Raw genomic sequence first — 16909 nt, forward strand, 5'->3', positions numbered from 1 at the left:
TCGGCGGGCGTCAGGCCGGCGGGACGGCCGTGTCGGGGAAGGCCCGGTCCAGCAGCGCGCGCAGGGTCGTCCGGTCCTGGTCGGAGAGCTGCTCCAGGGCGGTCAGGCCGGACATCAGGTCGGCGCGGATCGACCGGACGGTCCGCTCGCCCTCGTCGGTCAGGGCGATGTTCTTGACCCGGCGGTCGGCGGGGTCGGGCTCGCGGCGGACCAGGTCGCGGCCCTCCAGCCGGTCGACGATGCCGGTGACGTTGGAGGCGTCGCAGGAGAGCAGCCCGGCGAGGGCGCGCATGGAACGGGGCCGGGTGAGCAGGCTGAGCGTCTTGCCCTGCATCAGGGTCAGTCCGCGCCCCGCCGCGGCGGCGGCGAAGTGGCGGTAGTAGGCCGCGGCCACCCGGGCGAGCTGATCCATCAGCTCGATCGGCGTGGCCGGCGGGTCCGGCGGGGGGTTCTGGTGCACGGTATCGAGCATAGGCACATTGCTTGACATCCTCAACCATTGAGGTCTACCGTCCAAGAATGCTTGAGGTCATAAACCATCGACGGCCTCAAGCCACCCGGAAGGACCCCGAGACCCTCATGACCCACACCCCCGCCGCTCCGGACGCCACACCCGCCGCGGAAGCCGCCCAGGAACCCGCCGCCGTCACCGTCGCCCGGCTGCGCGCCGCCTTCGACACCGGCCGGACCAGGCCGCTCGCCTGGCGCCGGGCCCAGCTGGCAGGCCTGCGCTCGCTGCTCACCGAGCAGTCGGACGCGTTCCTGGCGGCCCTGCGCGCGGACCTCGGCAAGGGCACCGCCGAGGCCTACCGGACCGAGATCGGCTTCACCCTCAACGAACTCGACCACACCGTCGCCCACCTGGAGCAGTGGCTCCAGCCGAGGCCGGCCACCGTGCCCGAGGTCTTCCGGCCGGCCGAGGCCCGGGTGGTGCGCGACCCGCTCGGCGTGGTGCTGATCATCGCGCCGTGGAACTACCCGCTCCAGCTCGCCCTGGCCCCGCTGGTGGGCGCGCTGGCCGCCGGGAACACGGCCGTGCTCAAGCCCAGCGAGCTCGCCCCCGCGACCTCCGCCGCGATCGCCCGGCTGCTCCCGCGCTACCTCGGCCCGGAGGCCGTCGCGGTGGTCCAGGGCGCCGTCCCGGAGACCACCGCGCTGCTGGAGCAGCGCTTCGACCACATCTTCTACACCGGCAACGGCGCGGTCGGCCGGATCGTCATGGCGGCCGCCGCCCGGCACCTCACCCCGGTCACCCTGGAGCTCGGCGGCAAGAGCCCGGTCGTGGTCGAACCCGGCGTCGACCTGGCGGTCACCGCCCGGCGGATCGCCCAGGGCAAGTTCCTCAACGCCGGCCAGACCTGCGTCGCCCCCGACTACGTCCTCGCCATCGGTGCGAGCGCCAAGGCGCTGGAGTCCCAACTGGCCGACGCCGTCCGGGAGTTGTACGGCGAGGACCCGGCGACCGCCCCCGAGTACGGACGGATCGTCAACGAGCGCCACTTCGACCGGCTCACCGCACTGCTCGACGACGGCCGGACCGTCACCGGCGGCACCCACGACCGCGCGAGCCGCTACCTCGCCCCGACCGTCCTCGCCGACGTCTCCCCCGAGGCCCCCGTGATGCAGGCGGAGATCTTCGGCCCGGTCCTGCCCGTCGTCGCCGTGCCCGACCTCGACGCGGCGATCGCCTTCATCAACGAGCGCGACAAGCCGCTCGCCCTCTACGCCTTCACCGAGTCCCCGCAGACCAAGCGGCGGCTGACCGAGGAGACCTCCTCCGGCGCGCTCTCCTTCGGCCTGCCGGTCTCCCATCTGGCCATGCCCGAGCTGCCGTTCGGCGGCGTCGGCGAGAGCGGCATGGGCCGCTACCACGGCGAGTACTCCATCGAGACCTTCAGCCACACCAAGGCCGTCGTCGACAAGCCCCTCGCCTGATCCCGCCCGTCGCCTGACCCCGCTCCCCAGCCGAACCTCCCTACACCCTAGCGAGCACACCCATGACCACCATCGACCACGGCGCCGCCGTCGCCGCGGAGACCGCCCGCCTCGTCACCACGCTGCAGGACGCCGATCCGACCACCCCGGTGCCCAGCTGTCCCGACTGGACCCTGGAGGACCTGGCCCGCCACACCGGCAGCGTCCAGCGCTGGTTCACCGTCCTGCTCCGGCAGCGGGTCCAGCAGCCGCCCCGCAGCCGCGAGGTCGACCTGCGGCTGCCCGCCCGGCCGGAGGGCTACCCCGCCTGGCTGGCGGAGGCCTCGGCCGAGGCCGGCGCCACGTTCGCGGAGACCGACCTCGACGCCCCGATGTGGGCCTGGGGCGCCGACCAGCACGCCCGCTTCTGGGTGCGGCGGATGCTGTTCGAGACCCTGGTGCACCGCGCCGACGCGGAGCTCGCGCTCGGGCGCACCCCGGAGTTCGACCCGGAACTCGCCGCCGACGGGGTCGACGAGTTCCTCACCAACCTGCCCTTCGCCGCGATCTTCGCCCCGAAGACCGCCGAGCTGCGCGGCCCGGACCGCACCATCCGCTTCACCCGCACCGACGCGAACGCCTCCGACGGCGGCAGCGGGGGCGGCGACTGGCTGATCCGCCTGCGGCCCGACGGCTTCGGGCTCGACCCGGACGGCGCCGCCGCGGACCCGATCGCGGACGCCACCGTCCGCGGGAGCGCCGCCGATCTGCTGCTGCTCCTCTACGGCCGGCTCGACCGCACCTGCACCCGTCTCGACGTGCGCGGGGACGACGAACTGCTCGCGCACTGGTTCGCCAACTCGGCGTTCTGACCGGCCCGGGCGAGGGGTGCCGCACGGCCGCAGCCCCTCGCCCGGCAGGCACGATCGACTGTCAGTGGTCGCTGGTAGCGTGGCTTTCCGTCAGTGGACGATCAAGGAAAGGCGGTATCAGGTCATGGACGTGGCGTGCCACGAACTCGTGCAGCAGCGGATCACCGACGCGCTGGACGGCATCCAGGACCGGGCACTCAACTCCTGGTACCTGATCCACTACGGCCATCTGACCATCAAGACGATCCGGGAGATGGGCGAGGAACTCCTCGACCACGTCGGCGCGCTCACCCTGGAGGACCGTCCGCTCGGCGGCGCCCGCGCCCGCATCATCCTGGAGACGGCGGCCGAGTGCGCACTCGGCGTCCTGTCCCTCGGCTGCTTCCCCGAGGGCGACTTCGAGGTGCCCTTCCCGTTCATCGGCGAGACGCTGACCAGTGATGAGACCCGCTTCGCGGGCGACGTGGACTTCGCCCCCACGGCCGCCACCTGGGTCGACGCCTTCGCGATGTGCGTGATCAGCGGCCTGGTCTGGGACCGCGACCGCATGCTCGGCCCACTGCTGAAGGACGACTACGGGCCCTCGGTCCGCGACGGCCTACCGTACTCGGACTTGGACTCGACCTCCGATCCGGCGAGCCTCGCCGAGATGGACGCGCTCTGTTCCTACCTCTACGTCGTGGCGACGGCCATCTCGCCCTGGGTCGCACCCGGCCCGGTCCCGCTGCGCAAGCCCGACGCCGGGGAGCGCGCCGCCGCGGCCCAGGCCCTGGACGCCGTCGGCGGGCTGACGCCGGACCAGCAGCTGCTCCGTGTCCTGCTCGACGACGACCAGGCCGCCTTCGAGCAGGCCCTGGCCGACCGCCTCGTCCGGCACCGCGAGAGCACGCCCCCGACGTCCTACGCCCGAAGCCTCGTCCCGGTCCTGCCCATCGCCCTGGCCGCGCTGGCCGTCCAGGCCCACGGCTGGCAGCTGGGCGTCTCCTCCGGCTACCTTCCGGCGACGCTCATACAGCCCCGGGGGGTCTGACCGCTCCCCGGCCGGATCCGACCGGCTGGGACCACTGCACTGGCCCCGACGCCGCCGCGTCAGCCGAGCCGCAGGGCGGTGTCGATCAGCGGGACGTGGCTGAAGGCCTGCGGGAAGTTGCCGACCTGACGCCTGAGCCGCGGGTCCCACTCCTCCGCCAGCAGCCCGAGGTCGTTGCGGATGGACAGCAGCTGGTCGAACAGCTCGCGCGCCTCGTCGCCCCGGCCGATCATCGCCAGGGCGTCCGCCAGCCAGAACGAGCAGGCCAGGAACGCGCCCTCGTCGCCCGGCAGGCCGTCCACCCCGCCGGTGGTGGGGTAGCGCAGCACGAAGCCGTCCTCGGTGGACAGTTCGCGCTGGATCGCCTCGACGGTGCCGATGACGCGCTTGTCGTCCGGCGGCAGGAAGCCGACCTGGGGGATGAGCAGCAGCGAGGCGTCGAGCTCGGATGAGCCGTAGGACTGGGTGAAGGTGTTGCGGTCCGGGTCGTAGCCGTGGGTGCAGACGTCCTCGTGGATCTCGTCGCGCAGGGCTCGCCAGCGCTCCAGCGGGCCCTCGCAGGCCGTCTGCTCCAGCAGCTTGACCGTCCGGTCGACGGCGACCCAGGCCATCACCTTGGAGTGGACGAAGTGCCGGCGCGGGCCGCGGACCTCCCAGATGCCCTCGTCCGGCTCGCGCCAGTGCTCCTCCAGCCAGGAGATGAGCCGCAGTTGGAGCAGGTGGGCGTGGTCGTTGCGGGCCAGGCCGGTGGTCTGGGCCAGGTGCAGGGCCTCGACGACCTCGCCGTAGACGTCCAGTTGGAGCTGCCCGGCCGCGCCGTTGCCGATCCGGACGGGCCGGGAGCCCTCGTAGCCGGGCAGCCAGTCCAGCTCGGTCTCCACCAACTCCCGCTCGCCGGCGATGCCGTACATGATCTGCAGGTTCTCCGGGTCACCGGCGACGGCCCGCAGCAGCCACTCGCGCCAGGCGCGGGCCTCGTCCCGGTAGCCGGTGCGCAGGAGGGAGGAGAGGGTGATGGTGGCGTCGCGCAGCCAGGTGTAGCGGTAGTCCCAGTTCCGGACGCCGCCGATGTCCTCGGGCAGCGAGGTGGTGGGGGCGGCGACGATGCCGCCGGTGGGCGCGTAGGTGAGGCCCTTGAGGGTGATCAGCGAGCGGACCACGGCCTCGCGGTAGGGGCCCTGGTAGGTGCACTGGGCGACCCAGTCCCGCCAGAACCCCTCGGTGGCGGCCAGCGCCTCCTCGGCGTCCGGCTGCTCGGGTGCGCCCAGGTGGGAGGCCTGCCAGGTCAGCGCGAAGGCGATCCGCTCGCCGGCGGTGACGGTGAAGTCGGCGTAGGTGGTGAGGTCCTGCCCGTAGGTCTCGGCCTCGCCGTCCAGCCAGACCGAGTCGGGCCCGGCCACGGCGACGGTGCGGGTCCGCCCGCCGTCCGCGACCTTGTGCACCCAGGGCACGACGCGGCCGTACGAGAAGCGCATCCGCACCGCCGAGCGCATCCGGACGGTGCCCGTCACGCCCTCGACGACGCGGATCAGCTGCGGGGCCGCCGTGCCGCGCGGCGGCATGAAGTCGACGACCCGCACGGTGCCCTCGGCGGTGTCCCACTCCTGTTCCAGGATCAGCGAGTCGCCCCGGTAGCGCCGCCGGTGGGCGGGCGCGGCGACACCGGGGGCGATCCGCCAGAAGCCGTGCTCGTCCGTCCCCAGCAGGCCGGCGAACACGGCCGGCGAGTCGAAGCGGGGCAGGCACAGCCAGTCCACCGCCCCGTCCCTGCCGACCAGGGCGGCGGTCTGCATGTCGCCGATCAGCGCGTAGTCCTCGATACGGGCGGGCACGTGGTTCTCCAAGAGGGTCAGCAGGGGGTCGGGCGTGCGGGCCGGGCTCACTCCTTGAGCGAGCCCGAGTTGGCGCCGCGGACGAAGTGGCGCTGGAAGCAGAAGAACAGGATCGCCACGGGGACGGTGGACAGCAGCGCCGCCGTCAGCTTGAGCGGGTACTGCGTCCCGGAGCCGAGTCCACCGGAGACGAAGTGCGCCAGACCGGTGGTCAGGGTGTCGTGCTCGCTGGACTGGGTGGACACCAGGAAGTGGGTGAACTCGTTCCAGGAGCCCTGGAAGGAGAGCACGGTGAGCGTGATCAGCGACGGGCGCGACATCGGCAGGACCACGGACCAGAAGATCCGCAGGACGCCGGCCCCGTCGATCCGGGCGGCCTCCTCGATCTCGCGCGGCACCGACTCGAAGAACTGCTTCATGATGAAGATCCCGGCGGCGTCGACGAGCAGCGGCAGGATCATCCCGCTGTAGGTGTCGAACATGCCGAAGCTCTTCAGCACCAGGAACTTCGGGATCAGCAGCACCACGCCGGGCACGGCCAGCACCGCCAGCACGAAGCCGAACAGCAGGCCCCGGCCGGGGAAGCGGAGCCGGGCGAGGGCGTAGCCGGCCATCGAGTCCAGCAGCACCCGGCCCGCGGTGACCAGGACCGTCACCACCACGCTGTTGCCCAGCCAGCGCAGGAACGGGACGTTCTCGACGCCCTCGGCGAAACCGAAGAGCCGCCGGTACGCGGCGAGCGTGCCGCCGTCCGGGAGCAGCGACATCGGGTGGGCGGCCGCGTCGGGGTCGGTCTTGAAGCTGGTCGCCAACTGCAGGACGAACGGCAGCAGGTAGAGCAGCGCGAACCCGACCAGGGCCGTGTAGCCGAGGATCCGCACGGGTGCGGGGAAGCGGGCCAGGACCGGCTTCTCCTGGGTGGACCGGTCAGCCTTCCGCACGGCGGGCTCCCTTCGGGATCCGGCCGGGCTTCGGGCCCCGACCGGGCGTGCGGCTCCGCCCCGGCCTGCCGTCCCGCTCGCGCAGGACCCACCGTTGCACCGCTGTGAGCAGCAGGATCAGGCCGAGCAGGACGAACGCGATGGCGGCGCCCTGCCCGTAGTCGGAGTTGTCGAAGCCGGCCGAGTAGGACAGGTAGGCGGGCGTGAGCGTGGTGTTGCCGGGGGCGCCCTTGCCCATCACGTAGACCTGGTCGAAGACCTGCCAGGTGGAGATCAGTCCCAGCGTGAGGACGAGGAACAGGATCGGCCGGATCGCCGGCAGCGTGACGTTGCGCAGCAGTTGGCGGCGGTTGACGCCGTCCAGCGCGGCGGCCTCCTCCAGTTCGCGGGGGATGTCCTGCAGGGCGGAGAGGAAGATCAGCATGAAGGTGCCGGAGGTCGTCCAGACGGCCATCAGGATGAGGGTGCACATCGCCACCGAGGGGCCGGCGAACCACTCCGACCAGGGCAGCCCCAGGGGGCCGTGGCCCGCCGCCGCGCCGGTCCGCGCGGGCTGGTCGATCCCGAACCAGCCCAGCACGATCCAGACGATGCCGCGCGGATCGGCGAACCAGTTCGGCCCCTTCACCCCGAACCAGCCCAGCAGCCGGTTGACGGCGCCGCTGCCCTGGAACAGGAAGAGGAAGATCGTCGAGATCGCGACCGAGCTGGTGACGGACGGGAAGTAGAAGACCGTGCGCAGGGCGCCCCGGCCGCGCAGCAACCGCTGGTTGACCATGATGGCGAGCAGGAGCGCCAACCCCGTCTGCAGCGGCACGACCAGCACGACGTAGTACAGGGTGTTGCGCATCGAGGTGGCGAACAGCGTGCGGTCCAGCCCGTCCTCGGTGAACAGCTTGCGGTAGTTGTCCAGGCCGACGAAGTCCGCGCTGCCGCTGAACGGGTTGGACTGGCCGTCCCAGTGCAGCAGGCTCACCCACAGCGCCATCAGGATCGGCAGCGCGAGGAACAGGCCGAGGACGAGGACCATGGGGCTGACGAACAGCCAGCCCCAGGCCCCCTCACGAAGGCCCCGTCGGCGCGGTGCGCTGCCCGTGCTCTTACTGGGCATTCTTTATGGCCTGCTCGCCGTTGCGCTGGAGGGTGCCCAGGATGGTCGCCGGGTCGCCGGTCCGCAGCGACTGCAGGTCGGTGTTGAACTGCGTGAGCACCTTGTTGAAGCCCGCGATGGTGACCGGCGCCTGGGCGTGGGCGACGCCGTCGACCCACCCCTTGGACTCCGGGTACTTCTCGGCGTACGAGGCCAGCGCGCTGGTGCGCGAGGGCATCACGCCGAAGGCCTTGGCGAAGGCCAGCTGCTGGTCGGCCGACGTCAGGTGCTTGACCAGGTCGACGCCGGCGGCCTGGTGCTGGCTCTTGGCGGCGACGCCCCAGCAGTTGCTGAACGCGAGGGTGCCCGGGCCGGCCGGGCCGGCGGGCAGCGGGAGCACCTTGTAGGAGACGCTCGGGTAGTCGGCGGCCATCGCGCCCTTGAGCCAGTTGCCCTCGATGGTCATCGCGGCCTTGCCCTTGCCGAGCGCCTCGCCGCCCCAGCCGGTGTCCACCTCGGAGACGTACTTGGCCGAGCCGGCCTTCATCATCGACTGCACGTACTCCAGGGCCTGCTTGTTGGCCGGGCTGTCGGCGGTCATCGCGGTCTGCTCGGGGTTGGTGATCCAGCCGCCCGCCTCCCTCATCAGGGCGCCGAGCCGCTGGTAGTCGGGGGCGGTGACCAGACCGGTCACGCCGTCCTTGGTGAGCTTGGCGGCGGCGTCGGAGAGCTGCTGCCAGGTGGTCGGGTAGTCGGCCTCGGTGAGCCCGGCCTGCTGCCAGAGCGCGGTGTTGATCGCCAGGCCGAGGGTGGAGCTGTCCTTGGGCAGGCAGGTGAGCTTGCCGTTGTAGGTGAAGGCCTTGCGCAGCTGCTCGGAGAAGTCCGAGGCGTCGGGGATCTGGTCGCCGTACGCGTACAGCGAGCCGCCCTTGGCGTAGTTCGCGAACTGGTCGGAGTTGACGTAGAAGAGGTCCGGCGGGTTGCCGCCGGCCAGGGCCTGGCCGAGCTGCTGGTTGATGTCGCTGGCGATCTGCACGGTGACGGTGTTGCCGGTCTGCTTGGCCCAGTCGGCGGTGGCGGCCTTGACCGCGGCCGTCTCGGCGTCGCCGGAGGTGGCGATCAGCACCGTCAGGCTCTGGTTGCCGCCGGAGGACTGCTTGGCCGATGAGTCACCGAAGCCGCCGGAGGAGGAGCAGCCGGTGGCGGCGCCGAGGACGGCGGCCGCGCAGACTGCCGCGGCGAGGGTACGAGTGGTGGCCATGCGGGATCTCCTTGCGAGGGTGGGTGGGGGTGCTTTCAGGAGAGGTGACGGGGGCCGGCGGGGCGGGGCTGGTCACGCGCCTTGGCGCGGGACCGGCTCGGGGGGACGGCGGGTCACACGTGTTCACGCGGGACCAGCCCCGCGGCCGGCGGGTCACACGCTTTCGCGTAGGACCAGTTCGGGGGCGAGCAGCACGTGCTCGGTGGGGCGCCGGGTGTCGCTCAGCCGGTTGAGGAGCAGGCGCATGCACTCGCGGCCGACCGCGTCGAGCGGCTGGGCGAGGCTGGACAGCGAGGGGAAGAGCAGGGGGGCGATCGGCGAGTCGTCGAAGCCGATGACGGCCGCGTCCGCGCCGGGGGTGCGGCCGCCGTGCCGCAGCGCCTGGTACCAGCCGAGCGCCAGGGTGTCGCTCGCCGCGACGACGGCGGTCACGCCGCCCGCGAGCAGCCGCTCGGCGGCCTCGGCGGCGCTGGCCGGGTCGTCCGGGCTCTCCACCCGGCGGCCCCGGGTGGGCAGGCCCAGCTCGCGCATGGTGCTCTGCCAGCCGCGGGCGCGGTCGTCACCGACGCCGGAGCCCTTGGGCCAGCCGAGGAAGCCGATCTTCCGGTGGCCCAGGGCGGCGAGGTGGCGCACGGCGGCGGAGGTCCCGGCGGCGCCGTCGACGTCGACCCAGTCGCCGACGTCCCGGCCGGACCAGGTCCGGCCGAAGGCGACGAACGGGACGCCGCGCTCGTGCAGCCAGCCCTGGCGGCGGTCGCCGCGGTCGGTGCCGCTGAGGACGAAGCCGTCCGCGCCGTGCTCGTCCAGCAGCTGCTGGTAGCCGGTGAGCTCGTCGTCGCCCGGGGTCACGGCGAACAGCACCACCCGGTAGCCGGCCTGGTCGGCGGCCTCGGACAGCGAGTGCAGGAACTGGTCGAGCACCGGGGTCGGGACGCCCGCCTGACTTGAGCGGATGCCGTAGCCGATGAGCTTGCTGGCTCTGGTGCGCAGCGCCTGCGCGGCGCGGTGCGGCCGGTAGCCGAGCTCGTCGATCGCGCGCTGGACCCGCTCCAGCGTCTGCGGGCGGAGCAGCTCGGGGGAGTTGATCGCGTTGGAGACCGTCTGGCGGGCCACGCCGGCGCGGGCGGCGACCATTTCGAGGGTCACCGAGGCGCCCGCCTTCGGCGTGGTCGATGGAGTTGCAGGCATGGCGGCGGTCCCAGGGTCGGTCTCGATCGGTGGTTCGCGTGGAGCGTTCGTCGCGGAGCGCTTCCGGTGGAGCGCTCCAAAACTTGGAGCGTTCCAAATGGGTGTTCCATTGGCCCCACCAGGGGGGTTAATGTTTTTGGAACGCTCCAATGGCAGAAAGGTTGCGCCCGAGTGGAAGCAACTGTCAAGCCCCAAAACGAGGATGTCGAGCCCATGTCAGCGATCGACCTGCAGCCGTTCCTGCACGACGCCCAGCTCTCCGTGGCCGCCCCGAGCTTCTGCGCCTCGCGCCCGGACGGGCGGATCGGCGGCGGTGCGGACGGCTTCTACCACGGCGACCGCCGGATCCTCTCCCGCCTGGAGGCCTGCGTCGCCGGGCTCCCCAACGCCCCCGTCGCCACCACGCACGACGAGGACGGGCAGGCCTCCTTCGTGACCGTGCTGCGCGGCCTGGCCGAGCTCACCGCCGACCCCGCCGTCACCCTGGAGCGCCGCCGGGAACTGCGGCCCGGGCGCCTCGTCGAGCGCTACACCGTCCGCAACGCCGGGGGCCGCACCGCCCGCCTGCGCCTGGAGCTGCGCGCGGAGAGCGACTTCGCCGCCATGGACACCGTCAAGGCCGGCCGTGCCGGTGAGCCCGTCCCGCCCACCGCCGACGGGAACGGCCTGCGCTGGCACGACGGCCCGCTCGCCGCCGCCCTCACCGTCCGGCCGGCGCCCGACCACCTCACCGCCGACGGCGGCACCGGCACCCTGGGCTTCGACCTCGAACTCGCCCCCGGCGAAAGCTGGCAGGCCGTCCTGGAATGCACCGCCGAGCACCGCGACGGCGACCTCTTCCCCGCGCCGCCCGCCGACGCCGCCCCCTGGCGCACCCCCGAGGTCACCGGCCGCGACCACCACCTCGCGCACTGGATCACCCGCTCCCACCACGACCTGCGCGGGCTCCTGCTCACCGACCCGCTGCGGCCCGCCGACCACTTCCTCGGCGCCGGGGCCCCCTGGTTCCTCACCCTGTTCGGCCGCGACTCCCTCTGGGCGGCCCGGATGATGCTCCCGCTCGGCACCGAACTCGCCGCCGGGACGCTGCGCACCCTGGCCCGCCGCCAGGGCCGCGCCGTCGACCCCGCCACCGAGGAGCAGCCCGGCAAGATCCTCCACGAGGTCCGCCGCGACGCACAGCACCTCGACGCCGGCTCCCAACTGCCGCCCTGCTACTACGGGACGGCCGACGCCACCCCGCTCTGGCTCACCCTGCTGCACGACGCCTGGCGCTGGGGCATGCCCGAGGACCAGGTCGAGGAGCTGCTGCCGCACGCCGAGGCCGCCCTCGCCTGGCTCGCGGACCACGCCGACGCGGACGGCGACGGCTTCCTGGAGTACGTGGACAGCTCCGGCAAGGGGCTCTCCAACCAGGGCTGGAAGGACTCCTCCGACAGCATCCGCTTCCGCGACGGCCGGATCGCCGACGCCCCCATCGCGCTCAGCGAGGTCCAGGCCTACGCCTACGAGGCGGCCGTCGCGGCGGCCGCGCTGCTGGACGCCTTCGGCCGGCCCGGCGCCGACCGCTGGCGGCAGTGGGCGGAGGACCTGCGGCAGCGCTTCCGCGACCGGTTCTGGACCGAGGACGCGCACGGCCCGTACCCGGTGGTCGCCCTCGACGGGGACAAGCGCAAGGTCGACTCGATGGCCTCCAACATGGGCCACCTCCTCGGCACCGGCCTGCTCGACCCGGCGGAGAGCGCCCTGGTCGCCCGGCGGCTCACCGCCCCCGGCATGGACAGCGGCTTCGGCCTGCGCACCCTGGACGCCGACGCCACCGGCTTCAACCCGCTCGGCTACCACACCGGTTCGGTCTGGCCGCACGACAGCGCCATCGCCGTCCACGGCCTCGCCCGCGCCGGCCTGCACGACGCCGCCGCGCCGCTGGCGGCCGGCCTGGTCCGGGCGTCGGCGGCGTTCGACCACCGCCTCCCCGAGCTGTTCGCCGGCTACCCCCGCAGCCAGTACGCCCGCCCCGTCCCCTACCCGGCGTCCTGCCGCCCGCAGGCCTGGGCCGCCGCCGCCTCCGTCCAGGTCCTGCAGGCCCTGCTGGGCCTGGAGGCCGACGCACCCAACCGCCGCCTGCGCGTCCGCGCCCAGGCCCCGGCCGGGTACGAGTCCCTGCAGATCACCGGCCTGACGGTGGCGGGCCTGCCCATCGAGGTCACCATCGACCACACCGGAGCCATCACCCTCCACGCGCCCGAGGGCTTCACCGTCACCACGAACCCCTGACACCCGGCGGCCCCGCGGCAGGCCGCCACTGCTCAGTGGCGGCCTGCCGCATCCATCAGTGCCCGCACAGCTGTTGGAAGCCCGGGTGGGTGTGGAGGAGTTCGGCGTACGTTCCGGCGGCGGAGGCCGTGCCGTTCGAGAGCATGGCGACGGTGTCCGCCGCTTCGATGGTGGGCATCCGGTGGGCGATGGCGATCCTCTGGCGTTCGCACGGCCGCCAAGGTCGGCGACTTCAGCAAGGACACGGACGGCACCATCTACACCCGGAAGGACGCGACGACTCTGGGCTTCAAGAAGCCGCGCTGACTTCGGTCCCGCGCGACAGCCCGCCGGCTCCGCCGGCGGGCTGTTCTGCTTGCCCAGGCCCTACGGTGCCGGGTTCCGGCCGGACATCAGTACGGCGGTCTCGACGTCGCCCAGTTGCAGTTCCAGCGCTCCGAGGACGGATTCGGTGGAGAGCGCCCTGGAGAGTGCGGCCACTGCGAGGTGGGCGGCCGCCGTGTCGGGGCGGATCAGCGGCGCGACGGCTCCGAGGATGGGGTCGCAGAAGGCGCGGGCGCGGTAGTCATGGGCGGCGGGACCGATCGCCAGCAGGTGGCCGTAGCCGCCGAGGAGCGGGGTGTGCCGGTAGCCGAGGGAGAACTCGCGGGCGAGCAGGCGGAGTTCCTCGTTGGTCTCGCTGGTGGCCGGGGCCAGGTTGAGCCACCAGGCGCCGAACTCCATGGTGTCGAGTGCGCCGGTGCGGGGGTGGGTCAGCACCTCGCGGAGGTAGTCGGGCTCCTCGATGCAGGTCAGCAGCCCATGGGCCCCACTGGCGGCCGCACGGGGCGTCGGGTGGGCGAGGCGGCGGTGGCCGGCGGGGCCGCTGTCTCCGGCACCCCAGGTGCGGACCGCGTAGCCGACTGCGGCGAGTCTGCCCGCGGCGCGGACGGCGTTGGCATTCGACCCGAGGACGGCAAGGGCGATCACGTGTGTCTTCTTCCGTGGTGCGAGGCGGTGGTCCGGCGCGAGGCCGCCCGAAGCGGCGACGCGGTCGCGGTACCGGCAGTAGACCGGCGGGCAGTAGACAACCGATCAACGCCGCCAGGCCCTGGGCCCGGCAGGATCCGCCGGACAGGCCTGGCAGCGCGCTCCGGTCAGCCCCAGCCCGGTACGGGCGGGAGCGGCCACCACAGTGGGGGCGGCAGTGGGCCGTCGGACCGGAGGTGGTCCGCCGCACCCCGGCCGACCGGCCAGGCGGTGCGGGTCGGCACCCGCCGTGTCCCCGCCTGTGCGTCCGGAACGCGGCGAAGACAACGGACGGGTTGCCGCCCTGGGCCCTGCAACGATGATCGATCCTGCCGAACACCCAAGTCAATCCACCGGTTTGCTGGGGAACCTCCAAGCGATACCTTGGGTCATCGTGACTCTCGACGACCTCCGCGTCTTCGCCGCGGTCTGCCGGGCCGGCTCACTGAGCGCCGTGGCCCGCGACCTGTCGTGCACGCAGTCCGCGGTCAGCCAGCACGTGAAGCGACTCGAACGGGAGCTGGGCCTCACCCTGATCGAGCGCCATCCCCGGGGGGTCGCACCCACCAAGGCCGGCCGCCTCCTCCAGTCGGCCGTCGCCACCGGTCTGGGCGGCATCGACCACGCGCTGCGCAGCATCGGTGAACTCGCCCGCGGCGAGGGCGGATCCGTACGGATCACCACCGGCGCCACCAGCATCCGGCACTTCATGTCGGCCGCCGTCGTCGACTACCGCCGGCGCTTCCCGCAGGTCAGCCTGGAGTTCCAGACCGAGGTCTCCAGCCGCAGCTGCTTCGAGGCCCTCACCGCCGGCCGGGTGGACCTGGCCTGGATCACGCTCGGCGCCCCGGTGCGCGGGATCGAGCAGCGCCCGGTCGTCGAGCTGCCCTGGGTGCTCGCCGTCGCCACCGGCGACCCCCTGGCGGCCAGGGAACGCATCGAGCCCGCCGACCTCCAGAACACCCGGCTCATCGGGCTGCCGCAGAACTCGGTGTCCCGCTCCCAACTCGACTCCTGGCTGGGGAGGTCGGGCATCCGGCCGGTCTTCGACACCAGCGTCGCGGACTGGGACACCGCGATCCTCCTGGCCGAACTCGGCCTCGGCCACGCCGTCGTCCCCGCCCTGCCGCAGTGGCAGGGCCCCGGCCACCCCGGCCTGCGGTTGCTGCCCCTGCCCGCACTGCCCGTCCTGACGGCCGGCTGGGCCGTCCGCCGCTGGGACACCCTCTCCCCGCTGGCCCGCGCCTTCGCCGACACCGTCGCCGAACACTCCGCGGGGCGACCCCGGGCGGACTGAGCCTCACCCGGGGGCTGCCGTCACACTCCGGGGCCCTCAGCCGGCCGGTCGAGGAAGCGCCGGAGCCCCGCCCGTACCCCGTCCGTGGGCACGGTGGCCGCGAAGCAGGCCGCCTCGACGGCGAGGCCCTCGTCGATCGGCAGGTTGATGCCGCGGGTGACGGCCCGCAGGCAGGCGGCCACCGCGGTCGGCGCGTGCCGGATGACCCGGTCGTGCTGCCCGGGCGCCTGCTGCGGGCCGCGACCCGCAGCCTGCGCGCAGCGGCCTGGGGCGCACCCGGGCTGGTCACGGCGCTGGCCACCGGCTGGCTCGCGGACGGCACGGTCGCGCGCCTGGAGCGGCACCGCCGTTCGGACGCCGCCGCCCGCCAGCGCATCGCCCGTACCGCGCTGGCCGGTCTGGACGTGACGGCGCACCCGGCCTCGTACCTGGTGTGGCTCGGCCTGGCGGAGCACCAGCGGCCCGACCGGGTCGCGGCCGTCCTCGCGGGCGAGGGCATCCTGGTGTCCACCGCGAACGCCTTCGCCACCGGCCCGCGCTGCCCCGGGCCGTCCGACGTCCTACTCCGCCACCCCGCCCCTCGCCGCCCGCCCGAACCGCTCGCCCCACTCCTCGACGAGGGCGAGCAGTTCGGGCGGGCCGAGCACGCGGAATTCCGCGCCGAGCGAGCCGAGCGCCATGGCGGGCCACTCCAGGGAGTCGGCGGTCATCTCCAACCGGCAGCGCCCGGCGTCGACCTCCTCGACGGCGCCCCACCGGCCGACCCGTTCCCGCACGGTCGCGGCCGGGGCATCCACCAGCGCCGCCACCCGGTGGGGGCGGCGCACACCGTTGAGCCCGGCCCGGACGAACTCGGCGGCGTCGGCGGCGGGCAGCTCGCGGGGCCCGAACCGGGCGCCGCTGCCCTGCGGTGCGCTGAGCCGGTCGAGCCGGAAGGTGCGCCAGTCCTGCCGGTCGAGGTCGTAGGCGACCAGGTACCAGCGGCGGTACAGGCAGACCAGCCGGTGCGGTTCGACGTGCCGCTCGGCGCGCCGGCCGTCGGCGGCGGTGTAGGAGAAGCGCAGCCGCTCGGTGTCCCGGCAGGCCAGCGCGACCACGGTGAGCCGGTCCGGATCGACGGGTGGGGCGGCGACGGCGCCCTCGCCGACGGGTACGGTCACCGCGCGCAGCGCCTCGACCCGGCGCCGCAGCCGGGCCGGCATCACCTGCGCCACCTTGGCCAGCACCCGCACCGAGGCCTCGGCGACGCCCTCCACCGGACTCTCCGCGGCGGCCTGGAGGCCCACGGCGAGCGCCACCGCCTCCTCGTCGTCGATCACCAGCGGGGGCAGCGCCGCGCCCGCCGCGAGCTGGTAGCCGCCGTCGACGCCGCGCTGCGCCTCGACGGGGTAGCCGAGTTCGCGCAGCCGGTCGATGTCGCGGCGCAGGGTGCGGATCGAGACCCCGAGCCGGTCGGCCAGTTCCTCGCCCGGCCAGTAGCGGTGGGTCTGGAGCAGGGAGAGCAGTCGCAGCGTCCGGGTGCTGGTGTTCGCCATGACTCCGATTCTCGCGGAATTCAGGCCGGAAAGTGACCGCAATGGCTCGTAGCGTGGACCTTGTCCGAAGGAGCAAGAACCGAACGAAGGGCCGGCACCATGACCGCCACCACGACCCCGAACAGCCACACCGCCACCGGCGAGCGCGCCGACCTGCTGACGGCCCTGGCCAAGCAGCGGCACTTCCTGCGCTTCACCACCCGCGACCTCACCGACGAGCAGGCCGGCCTGCGGACCACCGCCAGCGCACTGTGCCTGGGCGGCCTGGTCAAGCACGTGACCTCGGTCGAGCGGATCTGGGCGGACTTCATCGTGGACGGCCCGTCGGCGATGCCCGACTTCACCGCCTGGACCGAGGCCGACCTCGCCCGCCGCGCCGACGAGTTCCGCATGCTGCCCGGCGAGACGCTCGCCGGCGTCCTGGCCGAGTACGCCGAGGTGGCCCGCCGCACCGACGACCTGGTCGCCGCCCTCCCCGACCTGGGCGCCACCCAGCCGCTGCCGAAGGCCCCGTGGTTCGAGGCCGACGCCGAGTGGTCGGCCCGCCGCGTGCTGATGCACGTCGTCGCCGAGACCGCCCAGCACGCGGGCCACGCCGACATCATCCGGGAGTCCCTGGACGGCGCGAAGAGCATGGGCTGATCCCAGCCCGGCCCGCCCGGTT

General features: G+C 73.4%; 16 protein-coding genes. 6 read left to right on the plus strand and 10 right to left on the minus strand.

All coding sequences use genetic code 11. The features are described from left to right. Positions 1-10 precede the first annotated feature (10 nt). Entirely contained in the window at positions 11-460 is a 450-nt protein-coding gene (locus P3T27_RS26060) for a MarR family transcriptional regulator (RefSeq protein ID WP_348534134.1), read from the minus strand. 119 nt (positions 461-579) lie between these two features. Between P3T27_RS26060 and P3T27_RS26065 the strand changes: the two genes are divergently transcribed. From P3T27_RS26065 to P3T27_RS26075, 3 genes are all read left to right on the plus strand, one after another. Further along, a complete protein-coding gene (locus tag P3T27_RS26065) occupies positions 580-1935 on the plus strand; it encodes an aldehyde dehydrogenase family protein (protein ID WP_280682609.1) in 1356 nt (451 codons plus the stop codon). A gap of 62 nt (positions 1936-1997) precedes the next feature. Next, positions 1998-2786, plus strand: a complete 789-nt coding sequence (locus P3T27_RS26070; RefSeq protein ID WP_280682611.1) for a maleylpyruvate isomerase family mycothiol-dependent enzyme — start codon at positions 1998-2000, stop codon at positions 2784-2786. 124 nt (positions 2787-2910) lie between these two features. Continuing rightward, complete coding sequence (locus P3T27_RS26075) at positions 2911-3816, plus strand: immunity 49 family protein (protein ID WP_280682613.1); 906 nt, start codon at positions 2911-2913, stop codon at positions 3814-3816. Positions 3817-3875: 59 nt separating this feature from the next. Here P3T27_RS26075 and P3T27_RS26080 read toward each other — a convergent pair whose 3' ends face one another. The 5 genes from P3T27_RS26080 to P3T27_RS26100 form a co-directional block, all read right to left on the minus strand. Further along, entirely contained in the window at positions 3876-5648 is a 1773-nt protein-coding gene (locus P3T27_RS26080) for a glycoside hydrolase family 15 protein (protein WP_280682614.1), read from the minus strand. Between the two features lie 47 nt (positions 5649-5695). Continuing rightward, on the minus strand, positions 5696-6589 hold the full coding sequence (locus P3T27_RS26085) for a carbohydrate ABC transporter permease (RefSeq protein WP_280682616.1): 894 nt from the start codon (positions 6587-6589) through the stop codon (positions 5696-5698). Next, positions 6576-7700, minus strand: a complete 1125-nt coding sequence (locus tag P3T27_RS26090; RefSeq protein WP_280682618.1) for a sugar ABC transporter permease — start codon at positions 7698-7700, stop codon at positions 6576-6578. The genes P3T27_RS26085 and P3T27_RS26090 overlap by 14 nt, the downstream gene beginning before the upstream one ends. After that, positions 7690-8940, minus strand: a complete 1251-nt coding sequence (locus P3T27_RS26095; protein WP_280682620.1) for an extracellular solute-binding protein — start codon at positions 8938-8940, stop codon at positions 7690-7692. Before P3T27_RS26095 ends, P3T27_RS26090 begins: the two co-directional genes overlap by 11 nt. A gap of 153 nt (positions 8941-9093) precedes the next feature. Further along, positions 9094-10128, minus strand: coding sequence for a LacI family DNA-binding transcriptional regulator (locus P3T27_RS26100; RefSeq protein ID WP_280682621.1), 1035 nt, complete (start codon positions 10126-10128; stop codon positions 9094-9096). A 213-nt stretch (positions 10129-10341) separates the two neighbouring features. Between P3T27_RS26100 and P3T27_RS26105 the strand changes: the two genes are divergently transcribed. Then, positions 10342-12405, plus strand: a complete 2064-nt coding sequence (locus P3T27_RS26105) for a glycogen debranching N-terminal domain-containing protein (protein WP_280682623.1) — start codon at positions 10342-10344, stop codon at positions 12403-12405. Between the two features lie 55 nt (positions 12406-12460). Here P3T27_RS26105 and P3T27_RS26110 read toward each other — a convergent pair whose 3' ends face one another. Then, on the minus strand, positions 12461-12583 hold the full coding sequence (locus P3T27_RS26110; RefSeq protein WP_280682625.1) for a hypothetical protein: 123 nt from the start codon (positions 12581-12583) through the stop codon (positions 12461-12463). A 188-nt stretch (positions 12584-12771) separates the two neighbouring features. Further along, positions 12772-13374, minus strand: coding sequence for a hypothetical protein (locus tag P3T27_RS26115; protein WP_280682627.1), 603 nt, complete (start codon positions 13372-13374; stop codon positions 12772-12774). 433 nt (positions 13375-13807) lie between these two features. Between P3T27_RS26115 and P3T27_RS26120 the strand changes: the two genes are divergently transcribed. Further along, positions 13808-14710, plus strand: coding sequence for a LysR family transcriptional regulator (locus tag P3T27_RS26120; RefSeq protein WP_280682628.1), 903 nt, complete (start codon positions 13808-13810; stop codon positions 14708-14710). Between the two features lie 20 nt (positions 14711-14730). Here the strand turns inward: P3T27_RS26120 and P3T27_RS26125 are convergent, their stop codons facing one another. Further along, positions 14731-15126 (minus strand): hypothetical protein, encoded by a 396-nt coding sequence (locus tag P3T27_RS26125; RefSeq protein ID WP_280682630.1) that lies wholly within the window; start codon positions 15124-15126, stop codon positions 14731-14733. A gap of 144 nt (positions 15127-15270) precedes the next feature. Beyond that, positions 15271-16245 carry a YafY family protein gene (locus tag P3T27_RS26130; RefSeq protein ID WP_280682632.1) on the minus strand — a complete coding sequence of 325 codons (975 nt, stop codon included), beginning with the start codon at positions 16243-16245 and terminating at the stop codon, positions 15271-15273. Positions 16246-16344: 99 nt separating this feature from the next. On the opposite strand from P3T27_RS26130, the gene P3T27_RS26135 reads away from it, so the two are divergent. Then, positions 16345-16887 carry a DinB family protein gene (locus P3T27_RS26135; RefSeq protein WP_280682634.1) on the plus strand — a complete coding sequence of 181 codons (543 nt, stop codon included), beginning with the start codon at positions 16345-16347 and terminating at the stop codon, positions 16885-16887. The last annotated feature ends 22 nt before the right edge of the window (positions 16888-16909 follow it).

It is taken from the genome of Kitasatospora sp. MAA19 (assembly GCF_029894125.1).
GTDB lineage: Bacteria > Actinomycetota > Actinomycetes > Streptomycetales > Streptomycetaceae > Kitasatospora.

Excerpts from the sequence above, each read along its gene's own strand:
- P3T27_RS26105 (WP_280682623.1), top strand. The coding sequence starts at position 10,342 with ATGTCAGCGATCGACCTGCAGCCGTTCCTGCACGACGCCCAGCTCTCC.
- P3T27_RS26065 (WP_280682609.1), top strand. The coding sequence starts at position 580 with ATGACCCACACCCCCGCCGCTCCGGACGCCACACCCGCCGCGGAAGCC.
- P3T27_RS26110 (WP_280682625.1), bottom strand. The coding sequence starts at position 12,583 with ATGCCCACCATCGAAGCGGCGGACACCGTCGCCATGCTCTCGAACGGC.
- P3T27_RS26135 (WP_280682634.1), top strand. The coding sequence starts at position 16,345 with ATGACCGCCACCACGACCCCGAACAGCCACACCGCCACCGGCGAGCGC.
- P3T27_RS26095 (WP_280682620.1), bottom strand. The coding sequence starts at position 8,940 with ATGGCCACCACTCGTACCCTCGCCGCGGCAGTCTGCGCGGCCGCCGTC.
- P3T27_RS26075 (WP_280682613.1), top strand. The coding sequence starts at position 2,911 with ATGGACGTGGCGTGCCACGAACTCGTGCAGCAGCGGATCACCGACGCG.
- P3T27_RS26070 (WP_280682611.1), top strand. The coding sequence starts at position 1,998 with ATGACCACCATCGACCACGGCGCCGCCGTCGCCGCGGAGACCGCCCGC.
- P3T27_RS26130 (WP_280682632.1), bottom strand. The coding sequence starts at position 16,245 with ATGGCGAACACCAGCACCCGGACGCTGCGACTGCTCTCCCTGCTCCAG.
- P3T27_RS26100 (WP_280682621.1), bottom strand. The coding sequence starts at position 10,128 with ATGCCTGCAACTCCATCGACCACGCCGAAGGCGGGCGCCTCGGTGACC.
- P3T27_RS26090 (WP_280682618.1), bottom strand. The coding sequence starts at position 7,700 with ATGCCCAGTAAGAGCACGGGCAGCGCACCGCGCCGACGGGGCCTTCGT.